Origin of the sequence: Neisseria sp. 27098_8_139 (assembly GCF_041433195.1) — a bacterium.
Classification (GTDB): Bacteria; Pseudomonadota; Gammaproteobacteria; order Burkholderiales; family Neisseriaceae; genus Neisseria; species Neisseria subflava.
Genome location: NZ_JAPWBA010000012.1, coordinates 37,608 through 57,468, shown reverse-complemented (window position 1 = coordinate 57,468; position 19,861 = coordinate 37,608). Strand labels below are relative to the sequence as shown.

Annotated in this window: 16 protein-coding genes and 1 pseudogene; 13 read left to right on the top strand and 4 right to left on the bottom strand. The window is 48.4% G+C overall.

What is annotated here, in order from left to right; translation table 11 throughout:
* Positions 1 to 226: 226 nt before the first annotated feature.
* A complete protein-coding gene (gene pilC / locus O3660_RS09750) occupies positions 227 to 3,445 on the bottom strand; it encodes a PilC family type IV pilus tip adhesin (protein ID WP_049351732.1) in 3,219 nt (1,072 codons plus the stop codon).
* 394 nt (positions 3,446 to 3,839) lie between these two features.
* Here pilC and carA point away from each other — a divergent pair, with 394 nt between their 5' ends.
* From carA to O3660_RS09735, 3 genes are all read left to right on the top strand, one after another.
* Positions 3,840 to 4,970, top strand: coding sequence for a glutamine-hydrolyzing carbamoyl-phosphate synthase small subunit (carA, locus tag O3660_RS09745; protein ID WP_371464906.1), 1,131 nt, complete (start codon positions 3,840 to 3,842; stop codon positions 4,968 to 4,970).
* Positions 4,971 to 5,053: 83 nt separating this feature from the next.
* On the top strand, positions 5,054 to 5,311 hold the full coding sequence (locus tag O3660_RS09740; protein ID WP_003686764.1) for a SemiSWEET family transporter: 258 nt from the start codon (positions 5,054 to 5,056) through the stop codon (positions 5,309 to 5,311).
* Between the two features lie 171 nt (positions 5,312 to 5,482).
* Positions 5,483 to 5,872 (top strand): DUF559 domain-containing protein, encoded by a 390-nt coding sequence (locus tag O3660_RS09735; RefSeq protein ID WP_371464905.1) that lies wholly within the window; start codon positions 5,483 to 5,485, stop codon positions 5,870 to 5,872.
* Between the two features lie 336 nt (positions 5,873 to 6,208).
* Here O3660_RS09735 and O3660_RS09730 read toward each other — a convergent pair whose 3' ends face one another.
* Both O3660_RS09730 and O3660_RS09725 read right to left on the bottom strand, forming a co-directional pair.
* Positions 6,209 to 6,376 carry a hypothetical protein gene (locus tag O3660_RS09730; protein WP_318250562.1) on the bottom strand — a complete coding sequence of 56 codons (168 nt, stop codon included), beginning with the start codon at positions 6,374 to 6,376 and terminating at the stop codon, positions 6,209 to 6,211.
* A gap of 23 nt (positions 6,377 to 6,399) precedes the next feature.
* Positions 6,400 to 6,494 (bottom strand): annotated as a pseudogene (locus O3660_RS09725) (IS1595 family transposase); the annotation flags it as partial.
* 114 nt (positions 6,495 to 6,608) lie between these two features.
* Between O3660_RS09725 and O3660_RS09720 the strand changes: the two are divergent.
* The 10 genes from O3660_RS09720 (at position 6,609) to ispH (ending at position 18,359) form a co-directional block, all read left to right on the top strand.
* Entirely contained in the window at positions 6,609 to 7,421 is an 813-nt protein-coding gene (locus O3660_RS09720) for a hypothetical protein (protein WP_003744210.1), read from the top strand.
* Positions 7,422 to 7,431: 10 nt separating this feature from the next.
* The gene (gene carB, locus O3660_RS09715) at positions 7,432 to 10,647 is read left to right on the top strand and encodes a carbamoyl-phosphate synthase large subunit (protein ID WP_371464904.1); all 3,216 of its coding nucleotides are present in this window, start codon (positions 7,432 to 7,434) and stop codon (positions 10,645 to 10,647) included.
* 405 nt (positions 10,648 to 11,052) lie between these two features.
* A complete protein-coding gene (gene pilB / locus O3660_RS09710) occupies positions 11,053 to 12,732 on the top strand; it encodes a type IV-A pilus assembly ATPase PilB (protein ID WP_371464903.1) in 1,680 nt (559 codons plus the stop codon).
* Positions 12,733 to 12,811: 79 nt separating this feature from the next.
* Positions 12,812 to 14,053: a type II secretion system F family protein gene (locus O3660_RS09705; RefSeq protein ID WP_049351723.1), complete on the top strand. Its 1,242-nt coding sequence runs from the start codon at positions 12,812 to 12,814 to the stop codon at positions 14,051 to 14,053.
* A gap of 1 nt (position 14,054) precedes the next feature.
* Positions 14,055 to 14,942: an A24 family peptidase gene (locus O3660_RS09700; RefSeq protein ID WP_049351722.1), complete on the top strand. Its 888-nt coding sequence runs from the start codon at positions 14,055 to 14,057 to the stop codon at positions 14,940 to 14,942.
* Positions 14,942 to 15,562: a dephospho-CoA kinase gene (coaE, locus tag O3660_RS09695; RefSeq protein ID WP_049351721.1), complete on the top strand. Its 621-nt coding sequence runs from the start codon at positions 14,942 to 14,944 to the stop codon at positions 15,560 to 15,562. The genes O3660_RS09700 and coaE overlap by 1 nt, the downstream gene beginning before the upstream one ends.
* Positions 15,559 to 15,741 carry a DNA gyrase inhibitor YacG gene (gene yacG, locus O3660_RS09690; protein WP_003682475.1) on the top strand — a complete coding sequence of 61 codons (183 nt, stop codon included), beginning with the start codon at positions 15,559 to 15,561 and terminating at the stop codon, positions 15,739 to 15,741. Before coaE ends, yacG begins: the two co-directional genes overlap by 4 nt.
* 81 nt (positions 15,742 to 15,822) lie before the next feature.
* The gene (gene glyQ, locus O3660_RS09685) at positions 15,823 to 16,722 is read left to right on the top strand and encodes a glycine--tRNA ligase subunit alpha (RefSeq protein WP_049351720.1); all 900 of its coding nucleotides are present in this window, start codon (positions 15,823 to 15,825) and stop codon (positions 16,720 to 16,722) included.
* Between the two features lie 148 nt (positions 16,723 to 16,870).
* Positions 16,871 to 17,377, top strand: coding sequence for a signal peptidase II (lspA, locus tag O3660_RS09680; RefSeq protein ID WP_371464902.1), 507 nt, complete (start codon positions 16,871 to 16,873; stop codon positions 17,375 to 17,377).
* A gap of 13 nt (positions 17,378 to 17,390) precedes the next feature.
* Complete coding sequence (ispH, locus tag O3660_RS09675; RefSeq protein ID WP_003685931.1) at positions 17,391 to 18,359, top strand: 4-hydroxy-3-methylbut-2-enyl diphosphate reductase; 969 nt, start codon at positions 17,391 to 17,393, stop codon at positions 18,357 to 18,359.
* 121 nt (positions 18,360 to 18,480) lie between these two features.
* Here ispH and ftsZ read toward each other — a convergent pair whose 3' ends face one another.
* Positions 18,481 to 19,680: a cell division protein FtsZ gene (ftsZ, locus tag O3660_RS09670; protein WP_049351718.1), complete on the bottom strand. Its 1,200-nt coding sequence runs from the start codon at positions 19,678 to 19,680 to the stop codon at positions 18,481 to 18,483.
* Positions 19,681 to 19,861 lie beyond the last annotated feature (181 nt).

Genomic DNA, 19,861 nt, shown 5'->3' with positions numbered 1-19,861 from the left:
ATTTGGGTAGAATTAGGAGTGATTTGGGGAGGGAAATAGCCGAAAACCTTTGTTTAGGTTTCGGTTGTTGGGGGAAAGGCTTTTTTGCAAAGGTCTCAGATAGTATGGCAAGGCGAGGCAATACCGTACTGGTTTAAAGTTAATCCACTATAAAACAAAGGTCGTCTGAAAACCTGTTTCCAAGTTTCAGACGACCTCTTGGTCTTCATTCGTTTGCACGAACCAATCAGAAAAACAGCTCGCGCCAGCTGATACGTTTCAAACCACAGATACGACCACCCTCAACTGCCAGAGACTCACCCTTATTTAACAGTAGGCTGCGGGTTACTTTATTGGAGAAGCATTTGTTATTTGGCGTACTCGACGTAACAGAAAGCTCTTTATCCGTACCCGTACCACCTGAATCCCCGTCTGCGGTCACAGGGGAATCATCCAATTTGCTCGGATTGAGGAAGGTAAAGTTGATAACCCCATCCTGAGTCAAACCATTGGCGTATTGCATACCAAAGCCGTCCAGCTTCCGAATAACGGTATCAGGCGTAAAACGCGCGCTGCGTGCGTTCAATGCACCTCCATTATCAGCATTCACACCAATGAACGAAGTTTTTGCTGCAGTTTTCACGCTCGTACTTGCTGGTAAACAAACATCGGCACCTGCAGATTTTTCCTCTGTAACAGAATCATAGCGACGCACAGTCACAACAGCAGTACGCAAGATCATAGTCGGTTTGACGTTTACCCGTTCACCATCACGCAAATCGATTTTCCAACCTTTTTGGGTTTTGGCAACCTGGTTGTTAGTTAGATAAATATAGCCTTCTTTTCCTTTTTCTTCAGGACGAAACTCTTGTTGCTGCAAATCACTTTCGGAAGCAGCGGTTACGGTCTGATTCGGTGTCAAATCTTCATAAATACCGTAAATAGATTGCTTGTCTTTATTGGTCAGATCATTTTGATAAATCTCACTGCCCGTACCGAAAATCACGACATATTCGTTTGCTCTGCGGCGTGAAACGGCAGGTGCGGAGGTAATCGGTTTGCTGGGTGAACCCGTAAAGATTTTAACAACCTTCCAGTTGTCCGGTTTTTCGCCGCGCAGGTCAAAACGATACATATTGCCTCCACGGTCGCCCGCATACGCAACATCAATTACACCATCAAAATCAGTGTCCACAAGGGTCGGCGTGGACAGACCGCCTACACCGTCTTGAACTTCGATTTTTTTCAACAAATCGCCCGGTGCTTTACCTGTATCGTTACCACGCTTATCGCCTGTACCAACTTCCTTACCTAGCATTTCATATACATACAATGCTGTTTCATTTTTCGTATCGGCTTTATCTTCAACACGATAACCGCTGGCAAGAAAACCTGCATAGCGAATGTTTTCTTTTATATCTACACGTCCGTTATCGGCAGGTCTGCTGACCGAGACACGCCCAATTTGCGGCGTACCAATGGTATAGCCCAATGTGTTTTTCTCACCTTTGATGGTTTCAAACAATGGAACTGTTTTATTCCACTCGGTATCAGTGACATCCAAACCTGTTTTGGTAGCTTTATCTACATTACCGCCGATATTCAGGGCATAGGCACCACGACCACCCTGACCCATCGCACCAAACATAAATACGCGCTGAGTATCATTTTCAGAAGTCTGACGCAAGGTAAATCCGCCGTTAACCATATATTCATGATTGGTAATAGACGACGTATAGCTGTCTTTGGCAATATTTTTCAAAACTTTTGCCAAAGTAACCGTCTTCACATTATTACCATCTGCGACATCCCGCTCCATTGTCGAAGGGATGTAGCTGACTTTCAGTTCATACGGATGATTTGCATCTGACGAGGTTTGGAACAAATGCACCATGCCGTCATTCGCAGCCGCAACCATATATTTCTGACGCTTGATCGTATCGTTGCCAACTTTATACTTGGCCTTATTACCGACAGCAGCAACCGAACCGTCCAAAATATCGCCCAAATCACGCTGATCACCTTCCCGAATACGGTAAACTTGACTGTACGGTGTGTTTTTTGATTTATCTTGTATTGATTTATCATCACCGATACGCCCCGTCCAATTCAGCAAATCACGCCATTCATCCGAATTTTTACCATTAGCTGCATCTGCAATATCAAAATAGGCATTGTTTAAAGTATTATTGGGAATATTATTAATAAAATAAGTACTTGAACCCGTATTAATCAGGGTTTTACGGTTTGCAAACGACGGGTACAGCTTCAATTCTTCACTACGACGACCATCCTTCCCTAATCTTTGGAAAATAATCTGGCTACTCCAAGAGTTTGTTTTCAAACCGATAACTGCCGACATCTCAGGCAGGCTGCTGCTGGTCGTTGCAGGCGCGGTCGCACCAACATCGTCGTAACCCACATTTTTCGTGCCAGGTTTAATCTGCTCTACAATGTCGTTAAATACCTTCGACAAACTTTCAGGTTTATCTGCCTCATAATAATACTCGGGGCGGCTGGCAGCCAGCTCCAAATACCTCCTTCCTGAGGGCGAAATACCTTGCCCGAAGCCTACGGTAAAGGTCTGCACCAGTTGTTTACTGTAATCGGCAGGATCTTTAGGATCGCCGTTCCAGCTTTTACCTGTATCATCCGTTCCTTCGGTTTTAAAATCCTGCTCTGCAAGTTTTTTACTGAAGAAAGCTAAGCCATCATCCATATCCCAAGAGGTATCATATGCCCCCAATTTCTCATTCCGACAATAACCTGCCTGCCTATACCCAAAATAATTATATGCTTCTCTATACTTTGGTTCTTCCAGAGAAATATTTCGTCCATAATAATCCGAATAGCGGCTTAAATCCCCATATTTAAAATCAGACTTAGGCCATTTGTATCCTCTATCATCCAAACTACAGCTAAAATTGGCATCACCGTCAGACATCAAAACCACATATGATTTCTGGCAACGGTATTTCACATTCGGCATCACAATTTGACTGACCAACTCGAAATAACGCGAGGTAGTCGGCGTACCTCCTTTGGCCTTAATCCTTTTTACCCTTTCTTCAATCTCAGTTGCCGGTATGGTAAATCCTTTGTCATCAGGAGTATCGCTCATACCGCTATTATTTAAAGTCTGCAATGCCCAGTTAAATGTACTACCATGTTCCTTCAAAACTTTACTTAACGCATCCCTTGTAATCTGAATACGGGTTTGACTGCCAATATATTCATCCATACTACCTGAATCATCAATAAACAGCATAATGTTGTGTTTAACTTCGGGCTGTTTATCAATTTTAGATTCATTTTGCAGATACAGTGGGACTTTGGCGAACTCGCCTGCTGCGGCATTTGCCACCCCGCTCATCAAGGCGAGCGCGGAGGCGATGCTGTAAATCATCGGACGGATGGAGCCGGGGCAACGTGAAGATTTGTTTTTCATAATGCGTTCTTTTTTCATAAAATCGTCGGTTGACGGATGATGACGTTGTTTTTATTTTCTCGGAATGCGATTCTAACATTTACGATGTCATTTATGTGGGGTTCGGGCTGTTTTTTTTGTCTAATGTGGCGAACAATGGCGAAAATGAAACAGACTTCATGATTGTAAAGGGAAAATCCGTTGCCAAACCACAGCTTGAACGATATGGCTTTTTGACGTAGAATGCATTGCTTCTACGGCATAGGCAGCTATGTCTGAAAAAGCACGTTACGCAGCAAAATCAAGGCTGCGGGGCGTGTTTTTTTTTAGCCGAGATTTCCGAAGGCTGTCTTTTTTGTAAACAATTTTTATTTTTCAGACGGCCTGACCCATTTTTTCGAACCGACCATCATCAGGCAAACAGGATTCCATCATGACCACACCTGCATTACTCGTTCTCGCTGACGGCAGCGTATTTCACGGCACATCAATCGGTTACGAAGGTTCGACTTCCGGCGAAGTCGTGTTCAACACTTCCATGACCGGCTATCAGGAAATCCTGACCGACCCGTCCTACTGCAAACAAATCGTTACCCTCACCTACCCGCACATCGGCAATACCGGCACCAACGCCGAAGACGAAGAAAGCCGCAGCGTTTATGCCGCAGGCTTGATTATCCGCGACCTGCCGCTGCTGCACAGCAATTTCCGCGCCTCCGAAAGCCTGCACGACTATCTGGTGCGCAACAAAACCGTCGCCATCGCTGACATCGACACCCGCCGCCTGACCACGCTGCTGCGCGAAAAAGGCGCACAAGGCGGCGCGATTCTGACCGGCGCGGACGCCACGGTTGAAAAAGCGCAAGAACTCATCGCTGCGTTCGGCAGCATGGTCGGCAAAGATTTGGCGAAAGAAGTTTCCTGCAAAGAAGCCTACGAATGGACCGAAGGTGAATGGGCGCTGGGCAAAGGTTTCGTTACCCCTGCCGAACAACCGTTCCACGTCGTCGCCTACGATTTCGGCGTGAAAACCAACATCCTGCGTATGCTTGCCGCACGCGGCTGCCGCCTGACCGTCGTCCCCGCCCAAACCAGCGCGGAAGACGTGTTGGCACTCAACCCAGATGGCGTGTTCCTCTCCAACGGCCCCGGCGACCCCGAGCCTTGCGACTACGCCATCGAAGCCGTGCAAAAACTGATGACAAGCGGCAAGCCCATCTTCGGCATCTGCTTGGGACACCAGCTCATCAGCCTCGCCATCGGCGCAAAAACCCTGAAAATGCACTTCAGCCACCACGGCGCGAACCACCCCGTGCAAGACTTGGACAGCGGCAAAGTCGTCATCACCAGCCAAAACCACGGTTTCGCCGTCGATGCCGACACCCTGCCCACCAACGCAAGAATTACCCACAAATCACTGTTCGACAACACCTTGCAAGGCATCGAGCTGACCGACAAACCCGTGTTCTGCTTCCAAGGCCACCCCGAAGCCAGCCCCGGCCCGCAGGATGTCGGCTATCTGTTTGACAAATTCATTGACAATATGAAAGCGGCAAAACAATAAACCGCCTTTTCAGACGACCTCTCAACTCAACAAAGGTCGTCTGAAAAATCAACCTCCCAACCCTCGAATCAGAAAGGAAAAGCATGACTGAAAAACAAATGCGCGTCCTCTCCGTCGTCGCCACCCTGACCGCAGTAGGCATGTACGTTTCCTATATCCCGCAAATCCAAAACAACCTCGCGGGCAACCCCGGCTCGCCGCTGCAACCCCTCGTCGCCGCCATCAACTGCACATTATGGGTTGCCTACGGTTTTTTGAAAGAAAAACGCGACTACCCCGTTATGCTGGCAAACGCCCCTGGTATCATTTTGGGCTTGATTACCTTTATCACCAGCTTTTAAGGAAGTTTTCAGACGGCCTGTGCAAAATAAAAACGCAAAAGGTCGTCTGAAAAAAGATTGTCTTGCCGCAACATTTAATTCAATCAGCAACCCCATCCCCTCTCCCGTGGGAGAGGGCTAGGGAGAGGGCAGCAAGCTGCAAGGCTTGCACAAACACCCCCGATAACAAAAATGAACCCGCCCGAAAAACTATTGACCGCCGACAACCCCGCCCTGCGCCAACGCTCCAAAGCCATGCGTCAAGAAATGAGCGAGGCGGAAGCAAAATTGTGGCAGCACCTGCGGGCAGGCCGTTTGAACGGCTATAAATTCCGTCGCCAGCAGCCGATGGGAAACTATATTGTTGATTTCATGTGCGTAACGCCCAAGCTGATTGTCGAAGCAGACGGCGGGCAGCACACAGAACAAGCCGCATACGACCACGCACGGACGGCATATCTCAACAGCTTGGGCTTTGCCGTGCTGCGGTTTTGGAATCACGAAATTTTGCAGCAGACAAACGATGTACTGGCGGAAATCCTGCGTGTGTTGCAAGAATTGGAAAAGCAGCCTGCACGGTAGCAGATGGCTGATTTTGATTGGATTTTTGAAAATTATAGGGTGCAGCCTGCCTGAATTGAGCATTTATAAAGGCCGTCTGAAAAGCAAAAAGCAGCCTGCACAACCTGTTTTCCTTGAGAAGCCTTAGTCCCAACAGCCTCCGGTCCTCTCTCCCCGTGGGAGAGAGTTAGAGAGAGGGTAACAAGCCGCAAGGCTTGTATTGGGGCGGTTAGGGTATTGGGAAAGATTGCCGCGATTTGGAAGAATACCCTCTCTCCAACCCTCCCCCACGGGGGAGGGAGTAGGTTGCAGCAGGTTCAAGCGTTGCAGGTCGTCTGAAAAAGAATGCCCGAAATATCAACGGCAGGAATTTTTCAGGTAGCCTTTATCGCAAGGCAGGTGGAATAAACGCCGCGAGCGTTTTTCAGACGGCCTTTGAACCCATCGGTAGTGTGTGTACCGCAAGGCACGCACGCGGTGGGTTGGGGTTGCAGGGAAAATAGAGAACGCGTGCGTACCGCACACACCCTACATGCGGGCTGCGGCTTGCTTCTGACACTGATGCCAGTTAATCTGGCAGTATCAGAAGTAGTCAAATCCAAGGCAAATAGCCGTAGAATTTGACGAAATTGTGGTCAGAAATTTTGCTGAACTTTTGATACTTGTTTTTTTAATTTCATTTCAGAAGCTTATCACTGATTTGGGTGATTTTGCTTCCTAAGCCCCAAACAAATTATTAGAATTTGAATAATATTATATGAAAAATCACGGATCCCCAAACAACCTCATTCCTATGGGCATGGTTTTATTAACTTTCATAATTTGTGCATTCGTTATTATTTTTATAATAGCAATAACAAATTGGGGCTGGATTAAAGAGGCTTATGCATGGATTATTAATAACAATGAATCCATAATTAAATTAGTTAGTTTAATATTGTTTCCCATATCATTTTTTCTTTATTCGTTAGCAACAAAAAAATACATGATAAACAATACTACTGAAGAAATGCTCAATTTCTTTAGCATTCCATACACGCTGCAAGAAGATAGTTTTATTATAAAAACAAACATAAATTATTGGCTTGAGTGCATTGAAAAAATAACCGTACTTGTTGCTATAGTAAGTATTTATTTAACTATAATACGTTTTTTCTCAGTTAATACACCTGTTGATGCTGTTGTATCGATAGTATCAATACTAATCATGCCAATATCAATAGTATTTTTATATATGCATTACTCCATGAAAATACTTACATCTTTAATTTTTAGAAAATATACTCCTGTAAAATTCAAAAAAGAAATTCGTGCAATTCCGTCTTCAACAAAAGAAAAGTTAAAAGAAAAGTTATCAAAAGAGAAGTTAAAAGAAATCCTTCCTGTATTATTTTACATTTTGCTTGTTTCCTTTGTTTCAACAGTCATGATTTTCTATTTCCCCATAATCATTGGTGTTCAAATGGCACCAACTAAACAAGAACCACTTGAATACTGTCAAATTAAAAATTTGCCACCTCAAACGCAAAACCACTGTAAAGAAAAAAGTAACCTTTTAAAAATAAAATAAGGAAATCCCCATGCCCAAACGTACCGACCTAAAATCCATCCTTATCATCGGCGCCGGCCCTATCGTTATCGGTCAGGCCTGCGAATTTGACTATTCGGGCGCACAGGCCTGCAAGGCTTTGCGTGAAGAAGGCTATAAAGTCATTCTGGTGAATTCCAACCCCGCCACCATCATGACCGACCCTGAAATGGCGGATGTTACCTACATCGAGCCGATTATGTGGCAGACGGTGGAGAAGATTATCGCCAAAGAGCGGCCCGATGCGATTCTGCCCACGATGGGCGGCCAGACCGCGCTGAACTGTGCGCTCGATTTGGCGCGCAACGGCGTGCTGGCGAAATACAATGTCGAGCTGATCGGCGCAACGGAAGATGCGATCGACAAGGCGGAAGACCGCGGCCGCTTTAAGGAGGCGATGGAGAAAATCGGCCTCTCCTGCCCGAAATCCTTTGTCTGCCACACGATGAACGAAGCCTTGGCAGCGCAGGAACAGGTCGGCTTTCCGACGCTGATTCGTCCGTCTTTCACGATGGGCGGTTCGGGCGGCGGCATTGCCTACAATAAAGACGAGTTTTTGGCGATTTGCGAACGCGGTTTCGATGCGTCGCCCACGCATGAGCTGTTGATTGAGCAGTCCGTGCTCGGCTGGAAAGAGTACGAGATGGAAGTGGTGCGCGACAAGGCGGACAACTGCATCATCATCTGTTCGATTGAAAACTTCGATCCGATGGGCGTGCATACGGGCGACTCGATTACGGTTGCGCCGGCGCAAACGCTGACGGACAAAGAATATCAAATCATGCGCAACGCTTCGTTGGCGGTATTGCGCGAAATTGGCGTGGATACGGGCGGCTCGAACGTGCAGTTTGCGGTAAACCCTGAAAACGGCGAGATGATTGTGATTGAAATGAACCCGCGCGTGAGCCGTTCGTCCGCGCTGGCTTCCAAAGCGACGGGCTTCCCGATTGCGAAGGTGGCGGCGAAACTGGCTGTCGGCTTTACGCTGGACGAGTTGCGCAACGACATCACCGGCGGCCGCACGCCCGCGTCGTTCGAGCCTTCCATCGACTATGTCGTGACCAAAATCCCGCGTTTCGCGTTTGAAAAATTCCCCGCTGCAGACGACCGCCTGACCACGCAGATGAAATCGGTGGGCGAAGTGATGGCGATGGGCCGCACCATTCAGGAAAGCTTCCAAAAAGCCTTGCGCGGTTTGGAAACCGGCTTGTGCGGCTTCAATCCGAGAAGCTCCGACAAAGCGGAAATTCGCCGCGAACTGGCCAACCCCGGCCCCGAGCGTATGCTGTTTGTGGCAGACGCGTTCCGCACGGGCTTCACGCTGGAAGAAATCCACGAAATCTGCGCCATCGACCCTTGGTTCTTGGCGCAAATCGAAGACTTGGTGAAAGAAGAGCAGCAGGTAAGTGCAGGCTGCCTGCAAGATTTGGATTTCTCCGCCTTACGTCGTCTGAAACGCAAAGGCTTCTCCGACAAACGCATCGCGCAGCTTTTGGGCGTAAAAGAAAAAGAAGTGCGCGAACACCGCTATGCGCTGAACCTGCATCCCGTGTATAAACGCGTCGATACCTGCGCCGCCGAGTTCGCCACCGAAACCGCCTACCTCTACTCTACTTATGAAGAAGAATGCGAAGCGCGTCCTTCCGACCGTAAAAAAGTGATGATTCTCGGCGGCGGTCCGAACCGCATCGGCCAAGGCATCGAGTTTGACTACTGCTGCGTTCACGCCGCGCTTGCCCTGCGCGAATCGGGCTTTGAAACCATCATGGTGAACTGCAACCCCGAAACCGTGTCCACCGACTTCGACACTAGCGACCGCCTGTATTTCGAGCCGCTGACGCTGGAAGACGTGTTGGAAATCGTCCGCACCGAAAACCCGTGGGGCGTGATTGTGCATTACGGCGGCCAAACCCCGCTCAAACTCGCCAACGCGCTGGTTGAAAACGGCGTGAACATCATCGGCACGTCCGCCGACAGCATCGACGCCGCCGAAGACCGCGAACGCTTCCAAAAAGTGTTGAACGACTTAGGCCTGCGCCAACCACCCAACCGCATCGCCCACAACGAAGAAGAAGCGCTCGTCAAAGCCGAAGAAATCGGCTATCCGCTGGTCGTTCGCCCGTCTTACGTCCTCGGCGGCCGCGCCATGCAGGTTGTCCATTCCGCTGAAGAGCTGCAAAAATACATGCGCGAAGCCGTGCAGGTATCCGAAGACAGCCCTGTATTGCTCGACTTCTTCCTGAACAACGCGATTGAAGTCGATGTGGACTGCGTTTCAGACGGCAAAGACGTCGTTATCGGCGGCATCATGCAACACGTCGAACAGGCAGGCATCCACTCCGGCGACTCCGGCTGCTCGCTGCCGCCCTACTCGCTCAGCGAAGAAATCCAAGACGAAATCCGCCGCCAAACCAAAGCCATGGCGTACGCGCTGGGCGTGGTCGGCCTGATGAACGTACAGTTTGCCGTGCAGGACGGCGTGGTGTTCGTGCTGGAAGTAAACCCGCGCGCCAGCCGTACCGTTCCCTTCGTCTCCAAAGCCACCGGCGTGCCGCTCGCCAAAGTCGGCGCGCGCTGCATGGCAGGCATTTCCCTGCAAGAGCAAGGCGTGGAAAAAGAAGTCGTCCCCGATTTCTATGCCGTTAAAGAAGCCGTCTTCCCCTTCATCAAATTCCCCGGCGTGGACACCATCCTCGGCCCCGAAATGCGCTCCACCGGCGAAGTGATGGGCGTGGGCGCAAGCTTCGGCGAAGCCTACTACAAAGCCCAACTCGGCGCAGGCGAACGCCTGAACCCGACCGGCAAAATCTTCCTCGCCGTGCGCGACGAAGACAAACCGCTCATCGTCAAAACCGCGCAAAACTTCCAAGCACTCGGCTACGGCGTCTGCGCTACACGCGGCACCGCCGAATACCTGAAAGAGCACGGCATCATCGTGCAAGCGGTGAACAAAGTGCAGGAAGGTCGCCCGCACATCGTGGACGCGATTAAAAACGGCGAAATCGCGCTGGTGGTCAACACCGTCAGCAGCTCGGCGCAATCTATCGCCGACAGCCACAGCATCCGCCGCACCTCCCTCACCCAACGCGTGCCGCAATACACCACCATCGCCGGCGGCGAAGCCATGAGCGAAGGCGCAAAAAGCCGCGACCACTTGGGCGTGTATAGCGTACAGGAATTGCATGGCCGTCTGAAAAACAAAGCCTAATCAATCCTATCGGATTTAAATAGCTAAAAGGCCCCGTCTGAAACCTGATTGCTCAGTTTCAGACGGCCTTTTCATATTTCAAATTCAAACCGTCTGTCCATCAAAACAACCTTTTCTGCCATCTCCAAACAAGCAATAGCAACATGAAATATAATTTCGTTATTGATTGGATTCATACGACAAAATTGTTGTTTTTTCATCATAATCCAAAAATATCGAGTTTAACGCCTATTCTCCTTGCTTTATAATGGCCGTCTGAAATAAAAATACAATTAAAGCAAAAGCATGTCTTTGCAACTTAAGCAGATTTGCATAATTAAACATATGCTTTAATCATAATAATGATAAAATAATACGGCTTTCCTCTAAATTAAAGGGAAAACTGCACAAGAAACGGAAAATAAAATGAGTGTCGGATTATTGCGTGTTTTGGTTCAAAGCCAGACCATCTCAAATCAACAAGCGGAACATTACAACAGCCTTTTACAATCGGGCAAAGAAATCCTGCCCAACCTGTTTTCAGACGGCATCATCTCCCCTAAAGCTTTGGGAGAGTTGGTTGCGCGCGTATTCAGCTATCCCCTTTTGGATTTGCGCTACTACCCGCGCAATAATGTAGTCAGCGACATTCTGACGGAAGAGCAAATGGTGCAAAACCGTTGCATTCCGATTTTCAAACGCGGACGCAAGGTTTATTTCGCCGTATCCGATCCGACCCAAATCCAAAACTTTCAAAAAATTGCTTTTGCTTCAGGTTTAAGTGTCGACTTGGTAGTAGTTCCAGACGACCAGCTCAGCTCATTGCTGGAATGGCTGGGACAACGTTCGACCACCATTCTGAAAGAAATCAACGACGAACATGAAGCAACGCAGCAATCGCAATCGCTTTATATCGACAATGAAGAGGCTGAAGACGGCCCTATCCCCCGCTTCATCCATAAAACCTTATCCGATGCCCTGAACGCGAGCGCATCGGACATCCACTTTGAATTCTACGAACAAATGGCGCGCGTTCGTTTCCGCGTGGACGGGCAGTTGCGTGAAGTCGTACAGCCTCCTGTCGCAGTACGCGGCCAGTTGGCATCGCGTATCAAAGTGATGGCGCGTTTGGATATTTCCGAAAAACGTATTCCTCAAGACGGCAGAATTCAAATTGCCTTCCATAAACACGGCCGTCCGATTGACTTTCGTGTCAGCACGTTGCCGACATTGTTTGGCGAAAAAGTGGTGATGCGTATCCTAAATTCCGATGGGACATCGCTCAATATCGACCAGCTCGGTTTAGAGCCTTTCCAAAAAGAAATGCTGCTTGAGGCCATCAACCGCCCTTACGGCATGGTATTGGTTACAGGTCCGACAGGTTCTGGTAAAACCGTTTCGCTCTATACCTGCCTGAGTATTTTGAACACGGAAGATGTGAACATTTCAACGGCAGAAGATCCGGCCGAGATTAATCTGCCGGGCGTCAACCAAGTTAACGTCAATGAAAAGCAAGGCCTGACGTTTGCTGCTGCCCTCCGATCCTTCTTACGTCAAGATCCTGATATTATTATGGTCGGTGAGATTCGGGACTTGGAAACCGCCGACATCGCCATTAAAGCCGCCCAAACCGGCCACATGGTTTTCTCAACCCTGCATACCAATAATGCACCGGCCACGCTGTCCCGCCTTTTAAACATGGGCGTAGCGCCTTTCAACATCGCCAGCTCGGTCAGCCTGATTATGGCGCAAAGGCTGTTGCGCAGACTGTGTCCAAACTGCAAACGCGAAGTTGAACGCCCGCCGGTTCCGGCATTGAAAAAAGCCGGCTTTACCGATGCGGACTTGGCTCAAGATTGGAAACTCTACCGCCCGGTTGGCTGCGACAGCTGCCGCGACAAAGGCTTTAAAGGCCGCGTCGGTATTTATGAAGTCATGCCGGTCAGCGATGAAATGCAAAAAGTCATTATGAACAACGGTACAGAAGTTGATATCATGAACATGGCCTATCAGGAAGGCATGGTAGACTTGCGTCGCGCCGGCCTCATGAAAGTCATGCAAGGCCTGACCTCGTTGGAAGAAGTGACTGCTCATACCAATGACTAAACTGCCATATTTTCGAAAATTAAAATAAAGCGGCACGGGGAAACAGTCCGCTTTATTTCTTACTAACAAGGGATAACACATGGCTCAAGCAGAGCAAAAAAGAAGTCTGTTCGGCTCAAGAAGCAAAGGCAAGCGTTTTACTTTTGAAGGAAAAAATACCAAGACCGAACGTCTTGTCCATGGTGAAGTAGTTGCCAAAGACGAAGAAGAAGCACGCAAGAAACTCCAACGCAGAGGCATTCGTCCTTTGCGTATCAGCAAAGTTAAAACCGCACGCAAACGCCGTATTACCCAAGAAGACATTACAGTGTTCACCCGCCAACTGGCAACGATGATGAAGGCAGGCTTGCCGCTGATGCAGGCTTTTGAAATCGTTGCGCGCGGCCACTCCAATCCGAGCATGACCGAAATGCTGATGCAGGTTCGCTCCGATGTCGAACAAGGCAGCGCATTGGGTAAATCGTTCTCCAAATATCCAAAATATTTCGACCGCTTTTATTGCAATCTGGTCAGCGCAGGCGAGTCCGGCGGCGTACTGGAAAACCTATTGGACAAACTGGCTGTCTATAAAGAAAAAACGCAAGCCATTAAGAAAAAGGTTAAAACCGCACTGACCTACCCGATTGCCATTATTGTGGTGGCAATTGCACTTATCTTCATCATGATGATGTTTGTACTGCCTGCCTTTAAAGAAGTTTATGCCAATATGGGGGCAGAGCTGCCAAGCCTTACCCAACTCGTCATGAGCTTGTCCGATTTATTCGTCGACTATGGCTGGATTATGATCATCCTTTTGATTGTTTCCGCCTTCGGCCTGTACAAACTCCATGAAAAATCGCCTACCTTCCAAAAACGAATCGATGCTCTGATTTTGAGACTCCCTGTTTTTGGCGCCATCGTCCGTAAAGCAACCATTGCCCGTTGGGCGCGTACGACTTCCACCCTCTTCGCAGCCGGCGTTCCTTTGGTGGAAGTATTAGATTCAGTTGCAGGCGCATCCGGCAATATTCTCTATGAAGAAGCCACTCAAGACATCCGCGCCAAGGTAACCCAAGGTCTGTCGCTGACATCCAGTATGCAAAGTACGGATATGTTCCCCAATATGGTGATCCAAATGGCGGCCATCGGCGAAGAGTCAGGCTCTTTGGACGATATGCTGAACAAAGCTGCCGAATTCTACGAAGATGAAGTAGACAACTCCGTCTCCCGATTGTCTCACTTGATGGAGTCTATCATCATGGTGGTATTGGGTTCGCTCATCGGTATCTTGCTGATTGCCATGTATCTGCCGCTGTTTAACTTGGGTAATGTCGTAGGTTGATATGCTTGATAGTATTTACTCTGCCATCGACGCCCTCTCCGTTCTTGCGCCATTCGCCATTCCTTTAGCCGTTATTTTAGGATTGCTGATTGGCAGCTTTCTAAACGTTGTCATTTATCGCACGCCGATAATGATGGAACGCGAATGGACACAATTTTCTAAAGAGCATTTGGGCATCAAGCTGACAGATGAAGAAAAACAGCCATTTAATCTGTGCAAACCGAATTCACGCTGCCCAAAATGCAAAAACCCAGTCAAACCTTGGCAAAACATCCCCATCCTCAGCTATGTTTTACTGGGCGGGAAATGCCACTCCTGCAAAACCGCTATCGGCATACGCTATCCGCTGATTGAGCTGCTGACAAGTGTCTTATTCAGTATTGTCGCGTGGCAATACGGCTGGTCATGTACAACTATTGGTGGATTAATTTTGACTGCCATATTGATTGCGCTGACCTTTATTGATGCCGATACACAATATTTACCCGACAGCCTGACTCAGCCCCTAATCTGGATCGGCCTGCTGTTTAATCTGAATGACACATTCGTACCCCTGCATTCAGCCGTTTTAGGCGCAATCGCAGGCTATATGAGCCTTTATACTTTATGCGCCGTCTATAAACTTCTGACCGGTAAAATCGGCATGGGCAATGGCGACTTCAAACTTTTGGCCGCGCTCGGGGCATGGCTGGGCGTAGGTATCTTGCCTGTTCTGATCTTCATGGCTGCCTTAGTCGGACTGGTGGGCGCACTCATTGCCCGCGTTGGTAAAGGTCAATATTTTGCTTTTGGTCCCAGCCTTGCTGTAGCAGGATGGATTATTTTGGTTGCCAATGCACCTATTACCCAACTGGTACAATGGTGGCTCGTACAATCAGGATTCCGATAATGACATTATGGATAGGCTTGACCGGCGGTATCGGTAGCGGTAAATCATCTATTGCCCAAATGTTTGCCGAACTTGGCGCACCCATTATTGATGCCGATGCCATCAGCCGTTCACTGACCGCTGAAAACGGTGAAGCCCTTCCTGCCATCCGCCAGCTTTTCGGCGATGAGGTTTTTGACAGTGAAGGCCGTCTGAATCGTATGGCTTTACGGGAAGAAGTTTTCAGACGGCCTCAATCCAAAAAACAACTGGAAAACCTGCTTCTGCCATTAATCTTAAACAAAATCCAGCAGCAGAAACAACAACTTGCCTCATCCGCCTACGGCATTGTCGATGTACCGCTTTTGATTGAGAATCCGGCATTTAAAGCGGAGACTGACCGCATTTTGGTTGTAGATGTTCCAGAGTCCGTCCAAATCGAACGCGTACATCAACGCAATGGTTTTTCAAAAGAACAAACGCGTCAAATCATGGCCACCCAAGCTTCTCGATGTGAAAGACTGCTGCATGCCGACGATGTATTGGATAATACTCATAGCATGGAAGAAGCAAAAATCAAGGTTGCCCGCTTGCATCAATACTATCAATCCATTGCACAATCACTGAAAGAAACTGCATGACCGCTCCTGTTGTAAAATGTCCAACTTGCCACAAAGAAGTCGTTTGGAACACCGACAGCCCCTACCGCCCTTTCTGCAGCAAACGGTGCAAACTCATTGATTTAGGCGAATGGGCACAAGAAAAATACACCGTTTCTTCGGAAGACGACCCCTTTTCAGACCTGTTGGACGGCAAATAAACTGCGCTGTTTCCTTCAGCCTATTCAAAACAGGCTCAAAACAGTAAAATACCCTCTTTATTCCAATCTATTCCATCCACCATGCTCACCTTCCAACAAATTATTTTCAAATTACAAAACTACTGGGCAGACAAAGGCTGTACCGTTATCCAACCTTTCGATATGGAAGTCGGTGCCGGTACTTCGCATCCAGCCACCTGCCTGCGCGCGTTAGGCCCAGAGCCTTGGTTTGCCGCTTACGTTCAACCCAGCCGCCGCCCCAAAGACGGCCGCTATGGCGACAACCCCAACCGCCTGCAACACTACTATCAATTCCAAGTTGTGCTCAAACCTGCACCGGCCAATATTCAAGACCTATACCTCAATTCCCTGCGCGAATTGGGTATCGACCCTAAAGTACACGATATCCGCTTTGTAGAAGACGACTGGGAAAACCCTACTCTCGGCGCTTGGGGCTTGGGTTGGGAAGTTTGGCTCAACGGCATGGAAGTAACCCAATTCACCTACTTCCAACAAGTCGGTGGCATTGACTGCTCCCCTGTACTCGGTGAAATCACCTACGGTATCGAGCGTCTCGCCATGTATCTGCAAGGCGTGGAAAACGTATACGACCTCGTTTGGGCAAAAACTCTTGATGGCAACATCGTCACTTACGGCGACGTTTATCATCAAAATGAAGTCGAGCAATCCACCTACAACTTCGAATACAGCGATGCCGATTGGCTCTTGCGCCAATTCAACGACTATGAAGAACAAGCCAAACGCCTGCTTGCAGTTGAAGATACCAGTCTTGCCCTGCCTGCTTACGAGCTTGTACTCAAAGCCGGTCATACGTTCAACCTCTTGGATGCACGCGGCGCCATTTCTGTTACCGAACGCGCAACCTACATCGGCCGTATTCGCGCACTGAGCCGTATCGTTGCACAAAAATTCGTTGAAAGCCGCGAAAAACTGGGTTTCCCGTTACTTAAAAACCAATAAGCCCGCACATGCTTATCACGCCGCCCTTTGATATATTCAAGTGGCGGCGTTTCTATTTTCAGACGGCCTTAACGCCGATGCCATCGCAAACACTTCCTGCCTGCTTTCAGGTAAAATAAGCCCTTTATTACATAAGCCGTCTGAAAACATGAGTTCATCCTCTTCTAAAAAAATTCCCTTTTTCTTACTTTCCCTCGTTGCCATCATTCTTGACCAACTGAGCAAATGGGAAATCTTGAAACACTTTACCGAAGGCGAACGCCTCAATATCATTCCAGGCTTCTTTGACCTGACCCTTGCCTATAATCCAGGCGCGGCATTCAGCTTTTTGGCCGACCAAGGCGGCTGGCAGAAATTCTTCTTTTTAGGTCTGGCCGTCGTTATCAGCTTGTATTTAGCCCGTGCCATTTTGCGTGATGAGTTTGGCTGCTGGGGCAAACCAGGGGCTGCCATGATTATCGGCGGCGCGATTGGCAATGTGGTTGACCGTCTGATTCACGGCCACGTTGTCGATTTTCTGCTTTTCTATTGGCAAAACTGGTTCTACCCCGCATTTAACATTGCCGACAGCTTTATCTGCGTTGGCGCAGTTTGCTTGGTAATAGACGGTTTGCTGCACAAAAAAACACCTTCAAACGACACAAAGGCCGTCTGAAAACGGAACACACATGACTCAAAAAACCATTATCCTTGCCAATCCCCGCGGCTTCTGTGCCGGTGTTGACCGTGCCATCAGCATTGTTGAACGTGCACTCGAAGAATTCGGCGCGCCTATTTACGTCCGCCATGAGGTCGTTCACAACAAATTCGTCGTCGACAATCTGCGGGCAAAAGGTGCCGTATTTGTCGATAACTTGGCAGATGTCCCAAAAGGCGCAACACTGATTTACTCAGCTCACGGCGTATCCAAAGCCGTACAGGAAGAAGCGGCACAACGTGGTTTCCGCGTTTTTGATGCCACCTGCCCTCTGGTAACCAAAGTCCATAAAGAAGTAGCCCGCCTCGATGAGCAAGATTACGAAATTATCATGATCGGCCACAAAGGCCACGTCGAAGTAGAAGGCACAATGGGACAATTACCTCCGGGTAAAATGTTTCTGGTTGAGACAGTGGAAGATGTGGCCGGACTGAACGTCAAAAATCCTGACAAACTTGCCTACGTCAGCCAAACCACTTTATCGATAGACGAAACCAAAGACATCATTGCAGCTTTAAATCAACGCTTTCCCAATATCCGTAATCCGCACAAAGAAGACATCTGCTACGCCACAACCAACCGCCAAACTGCTGTTAAAGAATTGGCCGAAGAATGCGATCTCGTAATTGTTGTCGGTTCACCCAACTCTTCCAACAGCAACCGCTTGCGTGAAGTAGCCGCATTGCGCGGAGTTGATGCCTATATGGTCGATAATGCCTCCTATCTGAAAAAAGAATGGTTTGAAAACAAAACCAAGGTCGGTGTAACTGCCGGTGCATCTGCGCCCGAAGTCTTGGTTCGAGAAGTCTTACAAACCATTCAAGATTGGGGACATGAGACCATACGCGAAGGAGAAGGCGCAGAAGAAAGCATTGTATTTGTCTTGCCCAAAGAGTTGCGTCGTGAGGGCGAAAACAAACAGATCCTAAATAAAGGGTAAGTTTGTTATTTGCTTTATTTGAAAACTTAAGGCCGTCTGAAAACTTTCAGACGGCCTTAAGTTTATTCTGCTAATAAAAAAGACCCGCCTTTAAGGCAGGTCTTTTCATGCATGATCCTGATTATTTATCAGAAGTATGTTGCTGACGGCGCAAGATAGCCGGAATTTCAAAGTCATCCAGTACAGACTGGTTGCTGAAATCAGCCGCAGTCAGATTCATAGAACGGATATTGCGGTTGGTACGAACCAAACTTTCAGCACTGCTTTGGCTTTGAGCTTGAGGCACTTCTGCCGCACCGCGTACCAATTGTTGGGTACGGGCAGCAGCGCGCAGTTGGTTGTCAGTACCGTTTTCTTTCAAGCCAGTAGCAATGATGGTAATACGGATAGCGTCTTCGCTCATACTCTCGTCTTCGGCAGCACCAAATTTGCATTCCACTTCAGGGTGTGCATTTTGGTTGACGATACGCATAATCTCGTTGAACTCAGACATTTTCAGGCAGCCAGGAGCAGTGGTAATGTTTACCAATACACCGCGTGCGCCATCCAAAGTAACGTTATCCAAGAGCGGGCTGGAGATAGCTTGATCAGTAGCCAAACGGGCACGGTCGATACCTTGCGCGAAACCTGAACCCATCATGGCGATACCGCGATTGCTCATCACGGTTTTCACGTCGGCGAAGTCCAAGTTGATCATGTCGCTAGGGCAAGTCACCACTTCGGAAATACCGGCAACCGCATCACGCAGTACATTGTCTGCTGCACGGAAAGCTTCGCGCATGGTCACGTCTTCGCCCAAGGCAGTCATCAATTTGTCGTTAGGGATAATAATCAGGGAATCGACGCGCTCTTTGAGCTGTTCCAAACCTGCTTGAGCGATATGTACGCGCTTGCCTTCATAAGCAAACGGACGGGTTACAACCGCAACGGTCAGGATACCCATTTCTTTAGCGATTTCAGCCACGACAGGAGCAGAGCCGGTACCTGTACCGCCACCCATACCGGTAGTGATGAACAGCATGTTTGCACCGCGGATGGCATCCTCGATGGCTTCGCGATCTTCTTGGGCAGCGGCGCGGCCGATTTCAGGATTTGCACCGGCACCCAAACCGCGAGTCAGGTTTGTACCCAATTGAATGCGTTTAGCCGCATTGTTTTTAGCCAATGATTGCGCATCGGTATTGGCACTGATGAACTCAACACCATGAATAGTGTTGGCAACCATGTTGTTGATGGCATTACAGCCGCCGCCGCCCAAACCGATAACTTTAATAACAGCAGGGCTCGTTGCTGATTCTGCTACGTCGTAAACAAATTCCATTCAATAATCCTCCGCGCCCCGCTTTATAAGGACGGTTCAAAAATAACTTATTATCCGTATTATATAAGAAGTATCCAGATACTGGCAAAAATCTTCTTACCATTCGGCTGTCGGCGTTATATTTTTACTACATTTTTTAACAGAAAATATACAAGTTTTAAATTATCCACTTGACAATTAT

What these genes read in the sequence shown, in the direction of transcription:
- pilC (WP_049351732.1), bottom strand. Translation starts at nt 3,445, where the DNA reads ATGAAAAAAGAACGCATTATGAAAAACAAATCTTCACGTTGCCCCGGC.
- carA (WP_371464906.1), top strand. Translation starts at nt 3,840, where the DNA reads ATGACCACACCTGCATTACTCGTTCTCGCTGACGGCAGCGTATTTCAC.
- O3660_RS09740 (WP_003686764.1), top strand. Translation starts at nt 5,054, where the DNA reads ATGACTGAAAAACAAATGCGCGTCCTCTCCGTCGTCGCCACCCTGACC.
- O3660_RS09735 (WP_371464905.1), top strand. Translation starts at nt 5,483, where the DNA reads ATGAACCCGCCCGAAAAACTATTGACCGCCGACAACCCCGCCCTGCGC.
- O3660_RS09720 (WP_003744210.1), top strand. Translation starts at nt 6,609, where the DNA reads ATGAAAAATCACGGATCCCCAAACAACCTCATTCCTATGGGCATGGTT.
- carB (WP_371464904.1), top strand. Translation starts at nt 7,432, where the DNA reads ATGCCCAAACGTACCGACCTAAAATCCATCCTTATCATCGGCGCCGGC.
- pilB (WP_371464903.1), top strand. Translation starts at nt 11,053, where the DNA reads ATGAGTGTCGGATTATTGCGTGTTTTGGTTCAAAGCCAGACCATCTCA.
- O3660_RS09705 (WP_049351723.1), top strand. Translation starts at nt 12,812, where the DNA reads ATGGCTCAAGCAGAGCAAAAAAGAAGTCTGTTCGGCTCAAGAAGCAAA.
- O3660_RS09700 (WP_049351722.1), top strand. Translation starts at nt 14,055, where the DNA reads ATGCTTGATAGTATTTACTCTGCCATCGACGCCCTCTCCGTTCTTGCG.
- coaE (WP_049351721.1), top strand. Translation starts at nt 14,942, where the DNA reads ATGACATTATGGATAGGCTTGACCGGCGGTATCGGTAGCGGTAAATCA.
- yacG (WP_003682475.1), top strand. Translation starts at nt 15,559, where the DNA reads ATGACCGCTCCTGTTGTAAAATGTCCAACTTGCCACAAAGAAGTCGTT.
- glyQ (WP_049351720.1), top strand. Translation starts at nt 15,823, where the DNA reads ATGCTCACCTTCCAACAAATTATTTTCAAATTACAAAACTACTGGGCA.
- lspA (WP_371464902.1), top strand. Translation starts at nt 16,871, where the DNA reads ATGAGTTCATCCTCTTCTAAAAAAATTCCCTTTTTCTTACTTTCCCTC.
- ispH (WP_003685931.1), top strand. Translation starts at nt 17,391, where the DNA reads ATGACTCAAAAAACCATTATCCTTGCCAATCCCCGCGGCTTCTGTGCC.
- ftsZ (WP_049351718.1), bottom strand. Translation starts at nt 19,680, where the DNA reads ATGGAATTTGTTTACGACGTAGCAGAATCAGCAACGAGCCCTGCTGTT.